Source organism: Kitasatospora sp. NPDC096204 (genome assembly GCF_044763205.1).
Lineage (GTDB): Bacteria > Actinomycetota > Actinomycetes > Streptomycetales > Streptomycetaceae > Kitasatospora.
The window spans coordinates 41,597-60,092 of the sequence record NZ_JBIWFT010000034.1 but is presented as its reverse complement, the minus strand read 5'-3'; the positions used below and the strand labels follow the sequence as shown (position 1 = coordinate 60,092).

Here is an 18,496-nt window from a genome sequence, read left to right as displayed (position 1 = left end):
ATGCCCGACGGACCGCACCGGCCGCGCCGCGGCGCCACCACGATCGAGGAGGTGGCCCGGGCGGCCGGGGTCTCCCGGCAGACCGTCTCCAACACGCTCAACGCGCCGCACCGGGTCCGCCCGGAGACGCTGGAGCGGGTGAACACGGCGATCCGCGAACTCGGCTACCAGCCCGACCAGTCGGCGCGCTCGCTGCGCAGCGGTGCCCGGCGCACCATCGGCTACCTCGCCCCGGTGGACGACCCGCTCGACCCCAACCCGCTGATGGCCGGCTTCCTGGAGGCCCTGGTCGACGCGGCCGGGGCGGCCGGGCAGCGGGTGCTGCTGTTCCGTCCCGGGCAGGGCACGGCCGACCCGGTGGCCGCGATCGACGAACTGGTCGCGGCCCGCCAGGTGGACGGGCTGGTGCTGGCCGACGTGCTGCGCGAGGACGTCCGGATCGCCCATGTGGCCCGGCTCGGCGTCCCGTTCGTCAGCTTCGGACGGACCGGGCCGGCGGCGCCGCAGTGCTGGGTGGACATCGACAACGAGGCGGCGATGGCCGACGTGGTGCGGCACCTCGCGGCGCTCGGCCACCGTCGGATCGGCTACCTCGGGGCCGCCGAGGAACTGCCCTGGATGGCGGCGCGGCGGGCCGGTTTCCTGGCCGAGGCACACCGGTTGGGCCTGTCCGCGGTGGCGACGGGTGCCGCCGAGGCGGGGGTCTCCGGGACGGCCGCGGGCTCGGCGGTGGCCTCCGTACGGGCGCTGCTGCGCGGGCCCGACCGGCCCACCGCCTTCGCGGCCGGTGACGACCTGCTGGCGCTGGACGTCTACGAGGCCGTCCGGGCGGAGGGACTGGTGGTCGGGCCCGGCGGGGTGGCGGTCACCGGCTTCCACGACACGCCGCTCTGCCGGCACCTCCACCCGGCGCTGACCTCGGTCCGGCTGCCGCTGCGGGCGATCGCCACGGCGATGGTCGGCCGGCTGCTGGACCGGGTGCGCGGGGAGGCGGCGCCGGCCGAGGGGCTGGAGCTGCCCACCGAGCTGGTGGTGCGGGGCAGTTCGGGCCGGTCCGGCGGGGCGGAGCCGTCCGGCTGGTCGGGCTGGTTCTGTTAGCCCGGCCGGGCCGGGCTGGTTCGGTTGGCCGGGCTGGTGCGGTTCGGTCAGCTGGGCCGGTCCGTGCGGTCGGCCGTCGCCGCCACGATCAGCTCGCCGACCAGCCCGGCGGCGGCCGCCCGCTGCTCGGCGGGCAGGGCGTCGTCGGTCACCAGGACGTCCAGCTGGTCCAGGTCGGCGAAGGAGGCCAGGCCGACCGCGTTCCACTTGGTGTGGTCGGCCACCACGACCACCCGGCGGGCCGAGCGCAGGAAGGCGCGGTTGGTCTCCGCCTCTGCCAGGTTCGGGGTGGTCAGCCCGGCCTCGGGGGAGAGGCCGTGGCAGCCCAGGATCAGCAGGTTGACGTGCAGGGAGCGGATCGCCTGGTCGGCCACCGGCCCGACCAGGGCGTCCGAGGGGGTCCGCACCCCGCCGGTGCGGATCACCGTGGCGGTGGCCGGGGTGCCGTCCTCGGCGGGCTGCTCCAGCAGCTCGGCGATCCGCAGCGAGTTGGTCACCACGGTGAGGCCCTCGACGGCGCGCAGGTGCCGGGCGACCGCGTACGTGGTCGTCCCACCGGCGAGCCCGACCGCCGAACCCGGTGGGACGAGTGCGGCGGCGGCCCGGGCGATCGCGTCCTTGGCGGGCAGCTCCCAGTTCGCCTTGGTCTCGAACCCGGGTTCGCCGGTGGCCGGCGCCTCGACCCGGACGGCGCCGCCGTGCACCTTGTGCACCAGGCCGCGGCGGGCCAGCGCGTCGAGGTCGCGGCGCACGGTCATGTCGGAGACCCCGAGGTCGCGGACCAGTTCGGTGACCCGGACCCCGCCGCGCGCGCGGATCTGCTCCAGGATCAGCACGCGGCGCTGTCCGGCGAGCGGTTGGGCGCTGTCAGCCATCGGGAGGCCCCCTTCGTCCACTGCTGGTGAGTGGTGCTGGTGGATAATGTTTGAGATTGTAGCTTTCTGTTGATTCCCATCGATCCCCGAACCTCAGCGATCCACATCGATCCCCTCGATTCCAATGGCTTCACTCGCTTCACCCACTTCACTCGGAGGAAGAAGGGCCATGCCCGGGACGTCCCTGACCCAGCCCACCACCGTCAGGACCGTGACCACCCTCGCGGACGGTCGGCAGCTGATCTACTACGACAGCGGCGCCGCCGACCCCCGGGGCGCGGTGGACGAACGGCCGCTCGACCCGCAGGTCCCCGGCTCCGAGGTCCGGCTGGACCCGGCCACCGGCGACTGGGTCACCATCGCGGCCCACCGCCAGGCGCGCACCTACCGGCCGCCGGCCGAGGAGTGCCCGCTCTGCCCGTCCCGGGACGGGCGGCTCAGCGAGATCCCGGCCGGGGACTACCAGGTGGCCGTCTTCGAGAACCGCTTCCCCTCGCTGGCCGGCGAGCCCACGGAGCCCGTCCGGGCGGCCGAGGGCCTGTGGGCCGGCGGTCCGGGCGCCGGCCGCTGCGAGGTGGTCTGCTTCACCGCCGACCACGACGCCTCCTTCGCCGACCTCACCCCCGAACGCGCCCGGTTGGTCCTGGACGCCTGGACCGACCGCACCGCCGAACTCTCCGCCCTGCCCGGCGTGCGGCAGGTCTACTGCTTCGAGAACCGGGGCGCCGAGATCGGCGTCACCCTCGCCCACCCGCACGGCCAGATCTACGCCCTGCCCTTCACCACCCCGCGCACCGCCCGGATGGCCGCCCGCGCCGCCGAACACCGCGCCGGAACCGGCCGCAACCTCTTCGAGGACCTGCTCTCCGCCGAACGCGCCCACGGCGAGCGCGTCGTGCTCGCCGGGACACACTGGACGGCCTTCGTCCCCTTCGCCGCCCGCTGGCCGTACGAGGTCCACCTGTACCCGCACCGCAGGGTGCCCGACCTGACCGCCCTGGACGCCGACCAGCGGGACGAATTCCCTTCCCTCTACCTGGAGTTGCTGCGCCGCTTCGACCGGCTCTTCGGCACCGGTCGCACCCCGTACATCTCCGCCTGGCACCAGGCCCCCGCCGGGCAGCGGGATGAACTCGCCCTGCACCTGGAGCTGTTCACCATCCGCCGCACCGCCGACAAGCTCAAGTACCTGGCCGGAGTGGAGTCCGGCATGGACGCCTTCGTCAACGACGTCACCCCCGAGGACGCGGCCCGCCGGCTGCGGGAGGTCGCTGGAGCATGAGTACCTTCACGGAGCTGTACGGCCGACCCGCCGAGGGGGAGTGGGCCGCCCCCGGCCGGGTCAACCTGATCGGCGAACACACCGACTACAACCTGGGGTTCGTCCTCCCGATCGCCCTGCCGCAGACCGTCCGCGCCCAGGCCGCCCGCCGGGAGGACGGGCTGCTGCGACTCTGGTCCGCCCAGGGCGGTGAACTCGTCACGCTCCCGGTCGACGGGCTCGCCCCCGGCTCGGTGCCCGGCTGGGCCGGCTACCCGGCCGGGGTGGTGTGGGCGCTGCGCGAGGCCGGGCACCCGGTCGGCGGGGCCGACCTCCGGCTGGACAGCGACGTGCCCAGCGGCGCCGGGCTCTCCTCCTCGGCCGCACTGGAGTGCGTCGTCGCCGCCGCCTACAACGACCTGTACGGGCTGGGGCTCCCGGCCGCGGAGCTGGCGGTGCTGGCCCAGCGCGCCGAGAACGCCTTCGTCGGCGTGCCCTGCGGGATCATGGACCAGATGGCCTCGATGTGCTGCCGCCCCGGGGCCGCGCTGTTCCTGGACAGCCGCGATCTGACGATGCGTCAGGTGCCGGTCGACCTCGCGGACGCCGGCCTCGCCCTGCTGGTCCTGGACACCCGGGTGAAGCACGACCTCGGCGACGGCGCCTACGCCGCGCTGCGGGCCGGCTGCGAACGGGCGGCCGCCCTGCTCGGGCTGCCCGCGCTGCGCTCGCTCCAGCCGTCCGCACTGGCCGACGCGCTCACCCGACTGCCCTCGGAGCTGGTTCCGCTGGTACGGCACGTGGTCACCGAGAACACCCGGGTGGAGGCAGCCGTCGCCCGGATGGACGCCGGCGACCTCGCCGCGCTCGGCCCGATCCTCACCGCCGGGCACGCCTCGCTGCGCGACGACTACCGGGTCTCCTGTCCGGAGACCGACCTCGCCGTCGAGGCCGCCCTGGCCGCCGGAGCCCACGGCGCGCGGATGACCGGCGGCGGCTTCGGCGGCTCGGTCATCGCCCTGGTGGACGCCGCCGCGGCGGAGCGCGTCGCCGCCGAGGTCACCGCCGCGTTCCGCGACGCCGGGTACGCCGAGCCGCGCACCCTCACCGCCGTCCCGGCGGAGGGGGCACGCCGGCTCGGCTGAGCCAGGCCCGGTGGGCGGGCGGGCTCGGCTGAATCAGGCCCGGTGGGCGCGACGGTTCGGCCGGGTCAGGCCCGGTGGGCGGCCGGGCGCTCCGGGGAGGCCTCCGCGAGCGCCCGGGTGACGGCGTCGACGCCCGCGCGCAGCCCGTACACCGGGGTGGCCGGCTGCTGCCGCCAGGACTCGTCGATCCCGCCCGCGTCCACGGTGTCGAAGCCCAACTCGTCGACCAGCGCCCGGACCACCCGCTTGGCCGCCTCGTCGTCCGACGCGACCGGCACGGCGAGCCGCTCGGGGTCGCCCGCCGGGCGCGGGCGCTCCAGCAGGTCCTGGGCGTAGGTGCCGTTGAACACCTTCACCACCCGGTGCCCGAGGTGCTGCTCCGTCCAGCGGCTCTCGGTCAGCCCGCCGTCCTCGATCGCGTCGATCCGGCCGTCGCGCTCCTTCGGGTAGTAGTTGCCGGTGTCGATCACCGCGACGCCCTCGGCAGCGCCGTCCAGCAGCCCGGCGGGCAGGTCCGGCACGCTCTTCAGCGGCACCGTCACCACCACGACCTGGGCGCCCCGCGCGGCCTCGGAGACCGTCACCGCCTTCGCCCCGGTCTCCTCGACCAGCGCCTTGAGCGTCTCCGGGCCGCGCGAGTTGGCCACCGAGACCTCGTGCCCCAGCGTCGTCAGCCGCCGCGTCAGGTTGCCGCCGATGTTGCCCGCGCCGATAATGCCGATCTTCATGGGAAGTCCTTCTTCGCGAGTGCTGTTGGGGACCGTCGCCTTGGCCCAACCACCCGGAGACCGCCCCGGATTCCCGATCGGCAGGGTGGTTTTCCCGGACCCACGGTAGAGGCGGGCCTGGTGCCGCCCCGGCGCCCGTCGCGAGGGTGGACGGCATGAACCACACTTCCTCCGACACCACCGTCTCCTCCGACAGCACCGTCCTCGTCACCGGCGGCACCAGCGGCATGGGCTTCGCCACCGCCCGCCACCTCCTCGCCGCCGGCGCCCGGGTCGTCATCACCGGCCGTGACGACACCCGGCTCGCCCGCGCCGCGGCGCGGCTCGACGCCGGCGACCGCCTGCTCACCGTCCGCGCCGACGCCTCCGTCCCCGCGGACCTCGCCCGGCTGGCCGACACCGTGCGGGAGCGCTACGGCCGGCTCGACGGCGTGTTCGCCAACGCCGGCGTGGCCGGCTTCCAGCCGGCCGGCGAGGTGACGGAGGCCGAGTTCGACCGGATGGTCGCCACCAACCTCAAGGGCGTCTTCTTCACCGTCCAGCACGCCCTGCCGCTGCTGGACGCCGCCGGCGGCGGATCCGTCGTCCTGAACGCCTCCTGGACCCCGCACCGAGGCCTGCCCGGCGCCGCCGTCTACGCCGCCACCAAGGCCGCCGTCCTCAGCCTCGCCCGCACCCTCGGCAGCGAACTCGCCGGGCGCGGCATCCGGGTCAACTCGGTCAGCCCCGGCTTCATCGTCACCGAGATGTTCCACGCCGCCGTCCCGGACCCGGCCGACCACGAGCCGATCCGCGGCCAGGTCCCGCTCGGGCGGCTGGGCACCGCCGAGGACATCGTCGAGACCGTCGCCTTCCTGCTCTCCGACCGCTCCTCGTACATCACCGGGCAGGACATCGTGATCGACGGCGGCCTCGTCCCGGCCTTCCCGTCGCTGACCGGCTGACCGGCTGACTGCCCCGGATCCGCCGTGCCTGGTCCTGACAGGGCCAGGCACGGCGGCACCCGTCCGGGTGAGAATCCATGACGTGAACCCGAGCAGCGCCCTGAGCGAATTCCTCCGCACCCGCCGGGCCGGCCTGCGGCCCGAGGACGTCGACCTCCCCGACTACGGCGGCCGCCGCCGCGTCGCCGGACTGCGCCGCGAGGAACTCGCCCACCTCGCCGGAGTCAGCGTCGACTACTACACCCGCCTCGAACAGGGCCGCGTCGGCAACCCGTCCGACGCCGTCCTCGACGCCGTCGCCCGCGCCCTGCGCCTGGCCCCCGACGAGTCCGGCCACCTCCACCGCCTCGCCCGCCCCACGGCCCGGCCCCGCCGCCCCGTCGTCCGCCAGCAGCCGCGCCCCTCACTGCTGAACCTGCTGCGGCAGCTCCACGACACCCCGGCCGTGGTGATGGGCCACCGGATGGACGTCCTGGCCTGGAACCCCGCCGCCGTCGCCCTGTTCGGCGACTACGGCGCCCTGCCCGTCGAGGACCGCAACATCGCCCGCATCACCTTCCTCGACCCGGCCTCCCGCGAGCTCTACGCCGACTGGGCCGCCTGCGCCCGCGAGAACGTCGCCTTCCTCCACCTGGAGGCCGGCCGCCGCCCCGACGACCCGCTGCTCGCCGAACTGGTCGGCCGACTCTGCCTGGGCAGCGAGGAGTTCCAGCGGATGTGGGCCGAACACCCGGTCGCCGACAAGACCTCGGGCCGCAAGTCCTTCCGCCACCCGTTCGCGGGGACCCTGGACCTCGCCTACGACACCCTCCGGCCGGCCGACGACCCGGGCCAGGCCCTGGTCACCTACACGGCCGACCCGGGCGCGGCCTCGGACGACGGGCTGCGGCTGCTGCTGTCCTGGGCGGCGTCGGACTGAGGGCAATGGATCAGATCACGCAGGTTGCCCATGGCCAGTACGGTGTCCGGATGGTCCGGTCCGAGGACCCGGGCCAGATCCTTCGCCGCCTGAAGGAGCATATCCAGCGCCTGGTCCCGGAGTCCGACCTCCCAGTACATGACGGCGAGGTTGTTGCGGGACATGAGCGTGTCGGGGTCGTCCACGTCGAGGACGCGTCGGCGGTCTGCGACGACCTGTTCCATGAGGTTGACGGCCTCGTTGATGCGTTTGGTCTCCGACATGGCGACGGCGAGGTTGTGGCGGGCGGTGAGGGTGTCGGGATGGTCGTCATCGAGGACGCGCCGGCGGTCCGCGAGGACCTGCTCCATGAGGTTGACGGCGTCGTCGGTACGTCCGGCATCCCGGTAGGTAGAGGCAAGGTTGTTGCGGGCGGTGAGCGTGGCGGAGTGGTCGCGGCCGAGGACGCGTTGGCGGTCCGCGAGGACCTCCTCCTGGAGTCGCAAGGCGTCGTCGGTGTAGCCGGCGTTCGAGTAGGTGGCGGCGAGGTTGTTACGGGAGGTGAGGGTGTCCGGGTGGTCGCTGCCGAGGACCCGCTCGCTCGCGGCGGCGAGACTGCTCCAGTACTGAATGCCGGTGGTGTACAGGCCCGCCTCGATCAGGCTGATTCCGCAGCTGAACAGGACCTGGTGAAGTCCCGTCAACGGCCGGACCAGGTCGGCGGTACCGTGCCCGGCGAGGACGTCGGTGTTGGCCCGGAGCGTCGCGGCCAAGTCCGGCGCAGTGTAATCCGCACTCGGCCACAGTTCGACGAGGGCGTCGGCAGCCGCGAGGCCGGCTTCCGGCGTATCAGGACTGATGTCCAGAGCGGCACGCGCCGTGAGCGCGTGCAGTGTCACCTCCCGGTCGGCCGTCTCCGTGAGCGTGACGAGGCTGTAGTTGTGCAGCACGGCGAGCGCGTCCAGCGCGTCGTCGGCCGTGACCGGCCCGCCGCGAACCCTGCCGAGGTGCTCCAGCACCGCCTCCGTGCCCCACAGTTCCTGTGGATGCCCGGCCGGGTCGAGCAGCGCCGCCAACCCGAGGACCGGCCCCGCGAGCCCGACCGGCTCCTCCTGCCGCGCCGCGTCGAGGGCCAGCAGCAGCGCCGCCGTCACCGGGCCCCGGTAGCCGTCCGCGCCGGCCCGGGCAGGGAGGACGGCGTCCAGGCTGCGCGAGCGGTCGCGGAACAGCTCCAGGTAACGGCCGCAGCTGCGCCGGGTGTTGACCATGTAGGCGGCCGCGTGGGCCAGCGCCAGCGGCAGGTGGCCCAGCTCCTCGGCGAGCTCGCCCGTGTGCTCGTCCAGGAACCGGGCGCACTTCGCGCGCTCCAGCCGCTCGCTCAGGTAGGCGAGGGACTCGGCTTCGGAGTACGTGCTGACGTCGACGAGCCGACGGTCACCGCCGGTACTGGCGGCGCCCCGGTGCCGGGTGGTCGCGATGACCCGTCCGCGCCCGCCCCGGCTGGTGACGGGCCACAGCTCCTCGGGCGTGTGCTCCGTGGTGTTGTCGAGGACGACCAGCCAGCCCCGCTCGGTGGCCGCGAGCCAGGCCAGGAAGCGCTCCGCGTCCTGCTCCGCCGCCTCCCCACTCGCCCCGGGAGCCTGAACCGCCACGGCGGCCCGCGCGTACAGGTCGGTCACGGCGGACGGCTCCGCGGCGTCGGCCCACAGCACCAGATCGGTGCCCGCCTCGACGGCCTCCCGCGCGTAGTGCGCCGCGAGCTGCGACTTCCCGACGCCGCCACCGCCCGCCAGCACCTGGCTGAGCACGACCGTCCCGTACTCCCCGCGCGCCTCGTCGATCGCCTGCCGCAGCTCCGCCCGCGGCTGGAAGGCGGTCGCCTTCGGCGGGATCCGCCCGACCACCACCGGCCACCCCACCCCCGCACCGGCCGGCGCCGCGTACTGGTGGACGGTCATCTCCCCGGCCTGGAAGGCGCCGCCGTGCACGGTGGCACTGCCGTCGATCCCGTTCCTGACCTGCCAGCCCTGCACCCGCTCGCCCCCACTGCCCCGCGTGTTCAACGGACACCATTATGGAAGGCGAAGCCCTGCCGGATCTTTCGCCGTCCATGACAGCGCGACAGCCCTGCCGTACCGTCCCTCCACATGACCCTCGACCAGGCGTACGTGAACCAGCTCTTCCTCCCGGAGACCTACGCCCACGGCGTTCCGTACGGGCTCCTGCGGGAGCTTCGCGAGTCCGCGCCGGTGTGCTGGGTCGAGGAGCCGGCGGTGGGGGAGTGGCCGGCCGGCCCCGGCTACTGGGCGGTGCTGCGGCATGCCGACGTCAAGTACGTGCTGCGCACGCCGGAGCTGTTCTCCTCGCACCTGGGTGCGACCCAGATCCGCGACCCCGACTCCGCGGCCGACCTCGAGTTCGCCCGGGCGATGATGCTCAACCAGGACCCGCCCGACCACTCCCGGCTGCGGCGCGCGGTCGCGGCCGCCTTCACCCCGGCCGTGCTGCGCGAACTCTCGGTCGCCATCGGGGCCCGGGCGGCCGAACTCGTCGCCGCGGTCCGCCCGCTGGGTGAGGCCGACTTCGTGCCGCTGGCCGCCGAACTGCCCGTGTGGACACTGGCCCGGATCCTGGGCGTCCCGGAGCAGGACCGACAGTTGCTGGTCGACTGGTCGAACCGCGTGATCGGCTACCAGGACCCCGACTACGCGCGGTCCAGCACCGCGGACCCGTCCGGGCTCACCGACCTGGGGCGCGCCGCACTGGCTCGCCGCCCCGAGGTTCTCGTGACCCCTGACGGGCGTCCCGTGAACCCGCGCTCGCGGGCCGCACTCGCGGACATGTTCGCCTACGCGCACGCCCTCGCCGAGCAGCCGCCGCCCGGCAGCGTCGTGGCCCGGATGAGGGAAGCCGGACTGGGCGCCGCCGAGTTCGAGACGATGTTCTTCCTCTTCGCGGTCGCCGGCAACGAGACGCTGCGCAACGGTCTGCCCGGTGGGCTGTACTCCCTGCTCACCCACGCCGATCAGTACCGCCTGCTGCGCAGGCGGCCGGGCCTGACCGCTTCGGCGGTCGACGAGCTGCTCCGGTTCTGGCCGCCCGTGCTGGAGTTCCGGCGCACCGCCACGCGGGACGTCGTCCTGGCCGGGCAGTCGATCCGCGGCGGGGACAAGGTGGTGGTGTACCACGCCTCTGCCAATCGCGACGCGTCGGTCTTCGCCGACCCGGACCGTCCGGACATCACCCGTACGCCGAACGACCACGTCAGCTTCGGCTTCGGCCCGCACTTCTGCGTGGGAGCGCAGCTCGCCAAGATCCAGATGTCGGCGCTGCTCCGGCGGGTCGTCGCCGAGCTGCCCGACCTGGAGATCGTTCCGGGTGAACGGCCGGCGAGGCTGGTCTCCAACTTCCAGAACGGGCTGAAGAGCCTGAGGATCCGCTGGCGTTGAGCAGTCCACCTGGTCAGGGCGTCCGGTGAACGGGCCGGTGGCCCGGGGGAGGAGTTCTCCCGGGCCACCGGACTGTCGTCACCTCGCGTTCGGTCAGGGGGCTGCGGTCCCGGTGCCGCTGGGCGATCCCTGGGCGGACGGTGCGGTCTTGGGAGCGGTGTCGGCGACTGCCTTCACAAAGGCCTCCGCCGAGGAGAGCGGACTGTCGGGGAGCGAGGGGTCGAGTCTGTTCCCGTTGAGGAGCATCGTCGGAGTGCCGACGAACTTGCGGTCGTGGAACTCCTGGGTGACCTCGCGCACCCAGCCGTCGTGGACCCCGTTCCTCACGCACTCCTCGAAGGCGGGCGTACGCAGCCCATCGACCTGTTCGGCCAGTTTGAACAGGGCCTCCCGGTTGCCGAACCCGTCGATGGTCTCTTCGGGCTGATTGGAGAACAGGACGGCGTGGTACTGGCCGAACTTGTTCTGGTCCTGGGCGCAGGCGGCGGCGTTGGCGGCCCGTTTGGACCCGTTGCCGCCTCGTCCGGCGTCGATGAGGGCCGCGGTGTGGTACTGGATCCGCAGCAGGCCGCCCTGGACGAGCTTCTGGAAGGCTTCGCCGAGCCGGGCCTCCGCGCCCTTGCACGCGGGGCAGCGGAAGTCCTCGAAGACGTCCAGCGTCGCGGGGGCCGTCGCGGCCCCCACGGAGATGGACCTGCCGTCGGCCGATGCGCCGAGCGGGGCGAGTACGGGGCCGGACGAACGGTGGTTCTGGACGAGCGCTCCGACGATGCCGGTGGTGGCGAGTACCAGGGGCACCGCTCCGTAGGCGAGGAGCCGGCGTCGTCGTCGGGAGAGTTCGGCGGCCAGCACCCGGTCGTGCCGGGTGCGCTCCCTGGCGTGTTTCTTGCCTTCTCGGTTGGCTCGGCTCACGGCCTGGCTCCCCATGAGGTCGGTGCTGACAGTACTGGGCGTTCAGCGGTCGGGTGAACGGCCGGCGATCGCGGAGCGTCTTTGTCGGTCCGGCTCCTCGCCGGGCGGCTTTCCCCCCGATTTGCGAGCGCCGTGTGCCCACACTCAATCGGCCACGCCAGAGAACCAGGGAAATCCCTCGAATGAAGCACGATCGGGTTTGCCCGATCATTTCGGCCTGGGGGTTGCGGCCCCGGGCCCGCGCCCGTGCCCCGACCGCCGAGGCCTTCGCCCGAACCCTGCGCGCGGTTCGGGCCGGCTCCGGGCCCTCGACCTCCTTCCCCGGCCACGTCCTGACTACCGTTCGCCTTACGGCGGGTGAGTGGGGGTGGGCCGTCGAGGAGGCCTGTCGCCCGGGTGCGTGCCGTTCCGGTCCCGATTCGGCTCACGCGTCCGGCGCTTCACGCGGTGAGCTGCGGCAGCCGTGAATCGGGTGGCTCGTCCACTTGGCGGTGAGCACGGGTGAGTATGGCCCTGATCTCACCTGAAGAGGCCAATTCTCGACTGGTTCGGGGCAACTTCGTGTGGCGAGCCCCGGCGTCGTGGCTCACGGTGTTGATGGGCATCCGAATTCCCTGAAGTCACATCAAATAGCCAAACCGGCAAAGACATCGCGGATGCCGAAAGGAAAATGAAATCATGCCTCGTGTACGCAACTTCGTTGCAGGAGCCACCCTCGTCGCCGCTGGGGCGCTGGCCGTCGGAGGTCAGGTGGCTTATGCCGCCGATGGCCAGCAGCCGAACCCCGCCGCCGCGCAGCAGGCCGTCCAGGCGCCCCAGCCGGTCCCGGACCAGGCGCCGGCCGGAAACCACGACCAGGGTGAGGGCCGGGAGAAGGGTGAGGGCCGGGAGGGCCACGAGAAGGGCGAGGGCCGCGAGGGCCGCGAGGGCCACGAGGGTCGCGAGGGCCACGAGGGTCGCGAGGGCCGTGAGGGCCACGAGGGTCGCGAGGGCCACGAGGGCCGTGAGGGCCGTGAGGGCCACGAGGGCCACGAGGGCCGCGAGGGCCGTGGGGGCCACGAGGGTCGCGAGGGCCGTGAGGGTCGTGAGGGCCACGAGGGCCGCGAGGGTCGCGAGGGCCACGAGAAGGGAAGGGGCCACGAGAAGGGCGAGGGTCGCGAGAAGGGCGAGGGCCGCGAGAACGGCAAGGGGCCGCACGGTGGGCCCCACACCGGTGGCGGTGCCTGGACCCATGAGACGGAGAACCTCGCGACCGGCGCCGCCCTCCTCGCCGCCGGCCTGGGTGCGACCGTCGTCCTGACCCGCCGCCGCAAGGGCGCCGGAAGGTCCTGACGCCTGGCCCACACTTCGCCCCGCCGCAGTCGACCGACCGACATGGCTGCGGCGGGGCGCGTCTCACCAGTACAACCGACGCAACATCCCGGACCCCGGTCCTCTGTCCCGCGCGAAAGGCATCCGCCCATGGGGAGTCACGCATCACCCGACTCGGTATCCTCAACGCTGCCGCGCAGGCGGATGAAGGCCGGCCGCTTCATCGCGGTCGGCGTCGCGATCGGCGTGGCCGCACTCGGCCTCGACACACTGCTGCAGCAGACGATCACGGCGCCGACCGGCCCACCACCCAAGCCGGCCGCTGCCGCGGCCAAGCCGGCGACCGCCGCGGCGTTCCCGGTGGAGGAACAGCCCGCCTCCGCTCCGCATCCCACCCGCATCGCGATCCCGGAGATCAGCGTCGACGCGCCCTTCACGGAGGTGTCGCTGACGCCGTCGGGAGAACTCGATGTTCCCCCGGCGGACGACCCGAACCTGGCCGGCTGGTACAAGGACGGCCCGGTCCCCGGTGACCGCGGCGCAGCCATCGTGCTGGGACACGTCGACACCAAGAAGACCACTGCCGTGTTCTGGGGCCTGGGAGCCCTCAAACCGGGCAACACGGTCTCCGTCACCCGTGACGACCACATGGTGGCCCAGTTCTCCGTCGACTCCGTCGAGGTCTTCACCAAGAAGGACTTCCCGGACGAGCTGGTCTACGGGCAGACCGCCGACGCACGGCTGCGTCTGATCACCTGCGGGGGTTCCTACGACCGGGAACACAATGACTACACCGGCAACGTGGTCGTGTTCGCGCACCTGTTGTCCCTGCAACACGAGTGACCACGGAGGAGCGGCGGCGGGAACTCGGACACCGGGGACCGCCGCACCGCTCTCGGCGCGGCCCGGTGCGTCACTCGAAGCGCGCCGGGTCGCCCGCCCCGTGCCGGACGACCTCCGCCTCGCCGCTGGAGAAGTCCACGACCGTCGTCGGCACCGTGCCGCAGTCGCCCGAGTCCAGCACGGTGTCCAGGACGTGGTCGAGCCGTTCCTTGATCTCCCACCCCTGGGTCATCGGTTCCTCGTCACCGGGGAGGAACAGCGTGCTGGAGACCAGGGGCTCGCCGAGTTCGGCGAGCAGGGCCCGGGTGACGACGTGGTCCGGGATCCTGACCCCGACGGTCTTCTTCTTCGGGTGCAGCAGACGGCGCGGCACCTCCTTGGTGGCGGGGAGGATGAAGGTGTAGCTGCCCGGGGTCGCGGCCTTGACGGCGCGGAAGACGTTGTTGTCGATGTGGACGAACTGGCCCAACTGGGCGAAGTCCATGCACATCAGGGTGAAGTGGTGGCGGTCGTCGAGCCGCCGGATCGACCGGATCCGGTCGAGGCCGTCGCGGTTGTCCAACCGGCAGCCCAGGGCGAAACAGGAGTCGGTCGGGTACGCGATGAGGTCCCCGGACCGGAGGCCGGCGGCCACCGTACTGATGGTGCGGGGCTGGGGGGATTCTGGATGCACGTCGAAGTACTTCGCCATTGGGCGACCCTAAGGGATCCCGCCTTTCGATCGGCGGAGCGGTCCCGGTGTGTGCAGCCGCCGGCCAGGCCGGTGCCATGAGCGCCGCCGCCGTCGCGGCGTACCCGGCGATCAGCCCGCGCAGTTCGGGCACAGCCCCCGGTAGGTGACCTCCGCCTGCGACACGGCGAAGCCGAAGCGCTGCTCGGCCGGCAGGTCGGCCAGCGGATTGCCCCGTGGCTGGACGTCGCGGATGGCGCCGCAACCGGTGCAGATCAGGTGCTGGTGCGGGCGGTGCGCGTTCGGGTCGTACCGCTTGGCCCGCCCGTCGGTGGCCACCTCGACGACCTCGCCCAGGGTGACCAGTTCGCCGAGCGTGTTGTAGACCGTCGCCCGGGAGATCTCGGGGAGGCGCTCCGCCGCCCGGGCGTGCACCTCGTCGGCGGTCAGGTGCACGTGCTCGCCGTCCAGGACCTCGGCCACGACACGCCGCTGGGAGGTGAGGCGCCAGCCGCGCCCGCGCAGCCGCTCCAGCAGGTCACTCATATCGGTTCACCTATTCAGGTCAAGGGGAGGACCGGAGTTTACCAATTCACATCCGGTGCCTTCCGGATCCCGATCGGATTTGGCTTTGGTGTCTTTCTTGACTTGGATTCCGTCCATCGTAGGATCGGCTCCGGCGCTAGCCTGGGTAGCAGCAGCACGTGACCACCGTCACTGCCGTGCGCAACGGCGAGCAGTGGCACCACGTGACGCGCCAGGACCAGACAGCAGCAGTAGGTGCCGTAGGTAGCAGAGAAGACACCGTGATCCGCCTTGTGAGGGAAGGATTCCCATGTCTGACAACCACGATGCAACCGGCGTAGAGGCGAACGCGGAGGGCTGCCCGGTGAACCACGGGCGGGCGTCGCACCCCACCCAGGGCGGCGGGAACCGCCAGTGGTGGCCGGAACGGCTCAATCTGAAGATCCTCGCGAAGAACCCCGCCGTGGCCAATCCGCTCGGTGCGGACTTCGACTACGCCGAGGCCTTCAAGACCCTCGACCTCCCGGCCGTCAAGCGGGACATCCAGGAGGCCCTCACCACCTCGCGGGAGTGGTGGCCGGCCGACTTCGGCTACTACGGCCCCTTCATCATCCGGATGGCCTGGCACAGCGCCGGCACCTACCGGATCAGTGACGGCCGCGGCGGCGCCGGCGGCGGCCAGCAGCGCTTCGCCCCGCTGAACAGCTGGCCGGACAACGCCAGCCTGGACAAGGCCCGCCGGCTGCTGTGGCCGGTCAAGAAGAAGTACGGACGCGCCCTGTCCTGGGCCGACCTGATCATCCTGTCCGGCAACGTGGCCCTGGAGGGCATGGGCTTCCGGACCTTCGGCTTCGGCGGCGGCCGGGTCGACGAGTGGGAGCCGGACGAGGACGTCTACTGGGGCCCCGAGACCACCTGGCTCGGTGACGAGCGCTACACCGGCGACCGCGAGCTGGAGAACCCGCTGGCCGCCGTCCAGATGGGCCTGATCTACGTCAACCCCGAGGGTCCCAACGGCAACCCGGACCCGATCGCCGCCGCCCGCGACATCCGCGAGACCTTCTACCGGATGGCGATGAACGACGAGGAGACCGTCGCGCTGATCGCCGGCGGCCACACCTTCGGCAAGACCCACGGCGCCGGCCCGGCCGACAACGTGGGCCCGGCCCCGGAGGACGCCCCGATCGAGCAGCAGGGCCTCGGCTGGAGGAGCACCTTCGGCACCGGCGTCGGCGGCGACGCCATCACCAGCGGCCTGGAGGGCACCTGGACGCCCACCCCGGTCACCTGGGACAACAGCTTCTTCGAGACGCTGTTCGGCTACGAGTGGGAGCTCACCAAGAGCCCCGCCGGCGCGCACCAGTGGAAGCCCAAGGACGGCGGCGGCGAGGGCACCGTCCCCGACGCCCACGACCCGAGCAAGCGGCACGTGCCGATCATGCTCACCACCGACCTCTCGCTGCGCTTCGACCCGGTCTACGAGCCGATCTCCCGGCGCTTCCTGGAGAACCCGGAGGAGTTCGCCGACGCCTTCGCCCGCGCCTGGTTCAAGCTGACCCACCGCGACATGGGCCCGGTGGTCCGCTACCTCGGCCCGGAGGTCCCCGCCGAGCACCTGCTCTGGCAGGACCCGCTGCCGGAGGCCATCCACCAGCAGGTCGGCGCGGCCGACGTCGCCGACCTCAAGCGGCGGATCGCCGCCACCGGCCTGTCGGTGTCCGAGCTGGTCTCCACCGCCTGGGCCGCCGCCTCCTCCTTCCGTTCCAGCGACAAGCGCGGCGGCGCCAACGGCGGCCGCATCCGGCTCCAGCCGCAGGTCGGCTGGGAGGTCAACGAGCCCGACCGGCTCGCCACCGTGCTGCGCGCCCTGGAAGGCGTCCGGCAGGAGTTCAACGCGCAGGCCGGCGCCAAGCAGGTCTCGTTCGCGGACCTGGTGGTGCTGGCCGGCGGCGTCGGCGTCGAGCAGGCCGCCAAGGCGGCCGGCCTGGCCGTCGAGGTGCCGTTCGCGCCCGGCCGGGTGGACGCGACGCAGGAACTCACCGACACCGAGTCCTTCGCCGCGCTGGAGCCCAAGGCGGACGGCTTCCGCAACTGGGTCGGCAAGGGCAACCGGCTGCCGGCCGAGTACCTGCTGCTCGACAAGGCCAACCTGCTGGGCGTCAGCGCGCCCGAACTGACCGTGCTGGTCGGCGGCCTGCGCGTGCTGGGCGCCAACCACGGCAAGTCCGCGCACGGCGTGCTCACCTCCACCCCGGGCGTGCTGACGAACGACTTCTTCGTCAACCTGCTGGACCTGGGCATCAGTTGGAAGGCCACCTCGGAGGACGCGCACACCTTCGAGGGCCGGGACGACTCGGGCCGGGTGCGGTGGACCGGCACCCGCGCCGACCTGGTGTTCGGCTCCAACGCCGAACTGCGGGCCGTCGCCGAGGTGTACGCGGCCGACGACGCCAAGGAGAAGTTCGTCGAGGACTTCGTCGCGGCCTGGGTCAAGGTCATGAACGCGGACCGCTTCGACCTCGCGTGATGCCGGTCGGCTGACGGCGACGGCGGGAACCCGGGGATGCCATCCCCGGGTTCCCGCCGTCGTCACGGGGACTCGCCGTCGCTATGAGGACTCCTCATCAGGCCTCTGACGAGCCCACGCTCACCAGCCCGGTCTCGTACGCGCACCAAGGCGCTCGGCATGACCCCGGTGCCGCCCGTGTCGCGCGGTCCTGCCCGTTCCTGGTGGGCTCAGGAGGTGTCCTCGTCCGCGCTCTGCTGCTCCGCCCGCTTCTCGGCGGCCCGGACCTGCTCGGTGAAGTCGTGGGCGTCGATCCGCTCGACCGAGGCCCCGTGCCGGGCGGCCAGCTCGTCGGCCGGGCCCGGCGCGGACTCCCTGACCTCCAGGGCGAGCAGCGCGCCGCCGTCCGGCACCCGGGGCGAGAGCAGGATCAGCCCGGCGCCGCCCTCGCTCGCCTGGTGTTCCTCGGCCGCGTTGCCGATCACCGCACCCGCCGCGAAGCCCAGCAGCACGCCGACCGGCCCGCCGAGCAGTCCGATCAGGCCGCCCAGCGCGCCGGAGCCGACGGTGGTCAGGCCGGCGCCCCGGGTGAAGGTGTCCTTGACCTCCAGCAGGCCGTCGGCGCTGCGCTCCATCGCGGCCACCATCCGCAGGCCCGGCAGGCGCTGCGCCTCGTCGAAGGCGGGGCGCCAGGCACCGGCGTCCGGGAAGGTCAGCAGGACGACGTTGTGCTGCTCGCTCATCGCGCTCCGATCGGGGCCGGGGCCGGCGGAGGCCGGGCCTCCATCGTGGCCCGGGGTGCGGGGCGCTGCCACCCCGGTCGACTCAGCGCCGCTCGTCGGCGGAGCGGTCGAACAGCGGCCCGAGGTCCGCCGGGAGGCGTTCGACCAGCAGGGCGACGGCCTCCTCCGGGGTGCTGGCGGTGACGCGCTCGCCGGTTTCGTCCCACCGGTTGACGAGGTGGCCGCCGCCCTCCTGTGGACGGGCGTTCGGCAGGCCCCAGTCGGCCCAGGGTTGCGTGGTCGACCGGCTGAAGTGCAGGTCGTGGTGGCTGGTCCAGGGGAACAGCCGGCGCAGCCGGGGCTCGGAGCGGGCGGCCCTGAGCAGGCGGACCAGGCCGTCGGTGTAGCTGCCCGGGCCGAGATCGCACTCCCGCTCGATTCTTTCCCAGTTCCGGACGATCTTCTCCCAGCGGGCCTCCACCGCGGCCTCGGGCCCGATCGCCCGGGCGGCGGCGATGTCCGGGCGGACGGGTGTGGGCGGCATGTCCAGCTGATCGTCGGATCGCATGTCGGGCAGTCTGCCGTACCGGAGACCGGGCGCGACGACGC

At 72.9% G+C, this 18,496-nt stretch carries 17 protein-coding genes; 9 read left to right on the top strand and 8 right to left on the bottom strand.

Going from position 1 to position 18,496, the window contains the following annotated elements; genetic code table 11:
- On the top strand, positions 1–1,098 hold the full coding sequence (locus ACIQ87_RS30310; protein ID WP_402412760.1) for a LacI family DNA-binding transcriptional regulator: 1,098 nt from the start codon (positions 1–3) through the stop codon (positions 1,096–1,098).
- Positions 1,099–1,145: 47 nt separating this feature from the next.
- On the opposite strand, the gene ACIQ87_RS30305 is transcribed toward ACIQ87_RS30310, so the two are convergent.
- Positions 1,146–1,973 carry a DeoR/GlpR family DNA-binding transcription regulator gene (locus ACIQ87_RS30305; protein WP_402412757.1) on the bottom strand — a complete coding sequence of 276 codons (828 nt, stop codon included), beginning with the start codon at positions 1,971–1,973 and terminating at the stop codon, positions 1,146–1,148.
- 169 nt (positions 1,974–2,142) lie between these two features.
- Between ACIQ87_RS30305 and galT the strand changes: the two genes are divergently transcribed.
- Entirely contained in the window at positions 2,143–3,255 is a 1,113-nt protein-coding gene (gene galT, locus ACIQ87_RS30300) for a galactose-1-phosphate uridylyltransferase (RefSeq protein ID WP_402412754.1), read from the top strand.
- Positions 3,252–4,379, top strand: coding sequence for a galactokinase (galK, locus tag ACIQ87_RS30295; RefSeq protein ID WP_402412751.1), 1,128 nt, complete (start codon positions 3,252–3,254; stop codon positions 4,377–4,379). Before galT ends, galK begins: the two co-directional genes overlap by 4 nt.
- A gap of 65 nt (positions 4,380–4,444) precedes the next feature.
- Here the strand turns inward: galK and ACIQ87_RS30290 are convergent, their stop codons facing one another.
- A complete protein-coding gene (locus tag ACIQ87_RS30290) occupies positions 4,445–5,107 on the bottom strand; it encodes an NADPH-dependent F420 reductase (protein WP_402412748.1) in 663 nt (220 codons plus the stop codon).
- Positions 5,108–5,262: 155 nt separating this feature from the next.
- On the opposite strand from ACIQ87_RS30290, the gene ACIQ87_RS30285 reads away from it, so the two are divergent.
- On the top strand, positions 5,263–6,051 hold the full coding sequence (locus tag ACIQ87_RS30285; RefSeq protein ID WP_402412745.1) for an SDR family NAD(P)-dependent oxidoreductase: 789 nt from the start codon (positions 5,263–5,265) through the stop codon (positions 6,049–6,051).
- A gap of 82 nt (positions 6,052–6,133) precedes the next feature.
- The gene (locus tag ACIQ87_RS30280; protein ID WP_402412742.1) at positions 6,134–6,970 is read left to right on the top strand and encodes a helix-turn-helix domain-containing protein; all 837 of its coding nucleotides are present in this window, start codon (positions 6,134–6,136) and stop codon (positions 6,968–6,970) included.
- Here the strand turns inward: ACIQ87_RS30280 and ACIQ87_RS30275 are convergent.
- Positions 6,898–9,012: a tetratricopeptide repeat protein gene (locus ACIQ87_RS30275; protein WP_402412738.1), complete on the bottom strand. Its 2,115-nt coding sequence runs from the start codon at positions 9,010–9,012 to the stop codon at positions 6,898–6,900. The two genes, ACIQ87_RS30280 and ACIQ87_RS30275, sit on opposite strands and share 73 nt — an antisense overlap.
- An 84-nt stretch (positions 9,013–9,096) precedes the next feature.
- On the opposite strand from ACIQ87_RS30275, the gene ACIQ87_RS30270 reads away from it, so the two are divergent.
- Positions 9,097–10,398: a cytochrome P450 gene (locus ACIQ87_RS30270; protein ID WP_402412735.1), complete on the top strand. Its 1,302-nt coding sequence runs from the start codon at positions 9,097–9,099 to the stop codon at positions 10,396–10,398.
- Between the two features lie 93 nt (positions 10,399–10,491).
- Here the strand turns inward: ACIQ87_RS30270 and ACIQ87_RS30265 are convergent, their stop codons facing one another.
- Positions 10,492–11,310 (bottom strand): DsbA family protein, encoded by an 819-nt coding sequence (locus ACIQ87_RS30265; RefSeq protein ID WP_402412732.1) that lies wholly within the window; start codon positions 11,308–11,310, stop codon positions 10,492–10,494.
- A 678-nt stretch (positions 11,311–11,988) separates the two neighbouring features.
- Between ACIQ87_RS30265 and ACIQ87_RS30260 the strand changes: the two genes are divergently transcribed.
- Positions 11,989–12,642, top strand: coding sequence for a hypothetical protein (locus ACIQ87_RS30260; RefSeq protein ID WP_402412729.1), 654 nt, complete (start codon positions 11,989–11,991; stop codon positions 12,640–12,642).
- Between the two features lie 183 nt (positions 12,643–12,825).
- Positions 12,826–13,464: a class F sortase gene (locus tag ACIQ87_RS30255; RefSeq protein ID WP_402412726.1), complete on the top strand. Its 639-nt coding sequence runs from the start codon at positions 12,826–12,828 to the stop codon at positions 13,462–13,464.
- A 70-nt stretch (positions 13,465–13,534) separates the two neighbouring features.
- Here the strand turns inward: ACIQ87_RS30255 and ACIQ87_RS30250 are convergent, their stop codons facing one another.
- Together ACIQ87_RS30250 and ACIQ87_RS30245 are read right to left on the bottom strand one after the other, a co-directional pair.
- On the bottom strand, positions 13,535–14,155 hold the full coding sequence (locus ACIQ87_RS30250; protein WP_402412724.1) for an L-threonylcarbamoyladenylate synthase: 621 nt from the start codon (positions 14,153–14,155) through the stop codon (positions 13,535–13,537).
- Between the two features lie 111 nt (positions 14,156–14,266).
- Positions 14,267–14,680, bottom strand: coding sequence for a Fur family transcriptional regulator (locus ACIQ87_RS30245; RefSeq protein WP_402412722.1), 414 nt, complete (start codon positions 14,678–14,680; stop codon positions 14,267–14,269).
- A gap of 289 nt (positions 14,681–14,969) precedes the next feature.
- Here ACIQ87_RS30245 and katG point away from each other — a divergent pair, with 289 nt between their 5' ends.
- Positions 14,970–17,186, top strand: coding sequence for a catalase/peroxidase HPI (gene katG, locus ACIQ87_RS30240; RefSeq protein WP_402412719.1), 2,217 nt, complete (start codon positions 14,970–14,972; stop codon positions 17,184–17,186).
- 209 nt (positions 17,187–17,395) lie between these two features.
- On the opposite strand, the gene ACIQ87_RS30235 is transcribed toward katG, so the two are convergent.
- Positions 17,396–17,908: a histidine kinase gene (locus ACIQ87_RS30235; protein WP_402412716.1), complete on the bottom strand. Its 513-nt coding sequence runs from the start codon at positions 17,906–17,908 to the stop codon at positions 17,396–17,398.
- A gap of 82 nt (positions 17,909–17,990) precedes the next feature.
- Positions 17,991–18,455, bottom strand: coding sequence for a DUF6193 family natural product biosynthesis protein (locus ACIQ87_RS30230; RefSeq protein ID WP_402412713.1), 465 nt, complete (start codon positions 18,453–18,455; stop codon positions 17,991–17,993).
- Positions 18,456–18,496 lie beyond the last annotated feature (41 nt).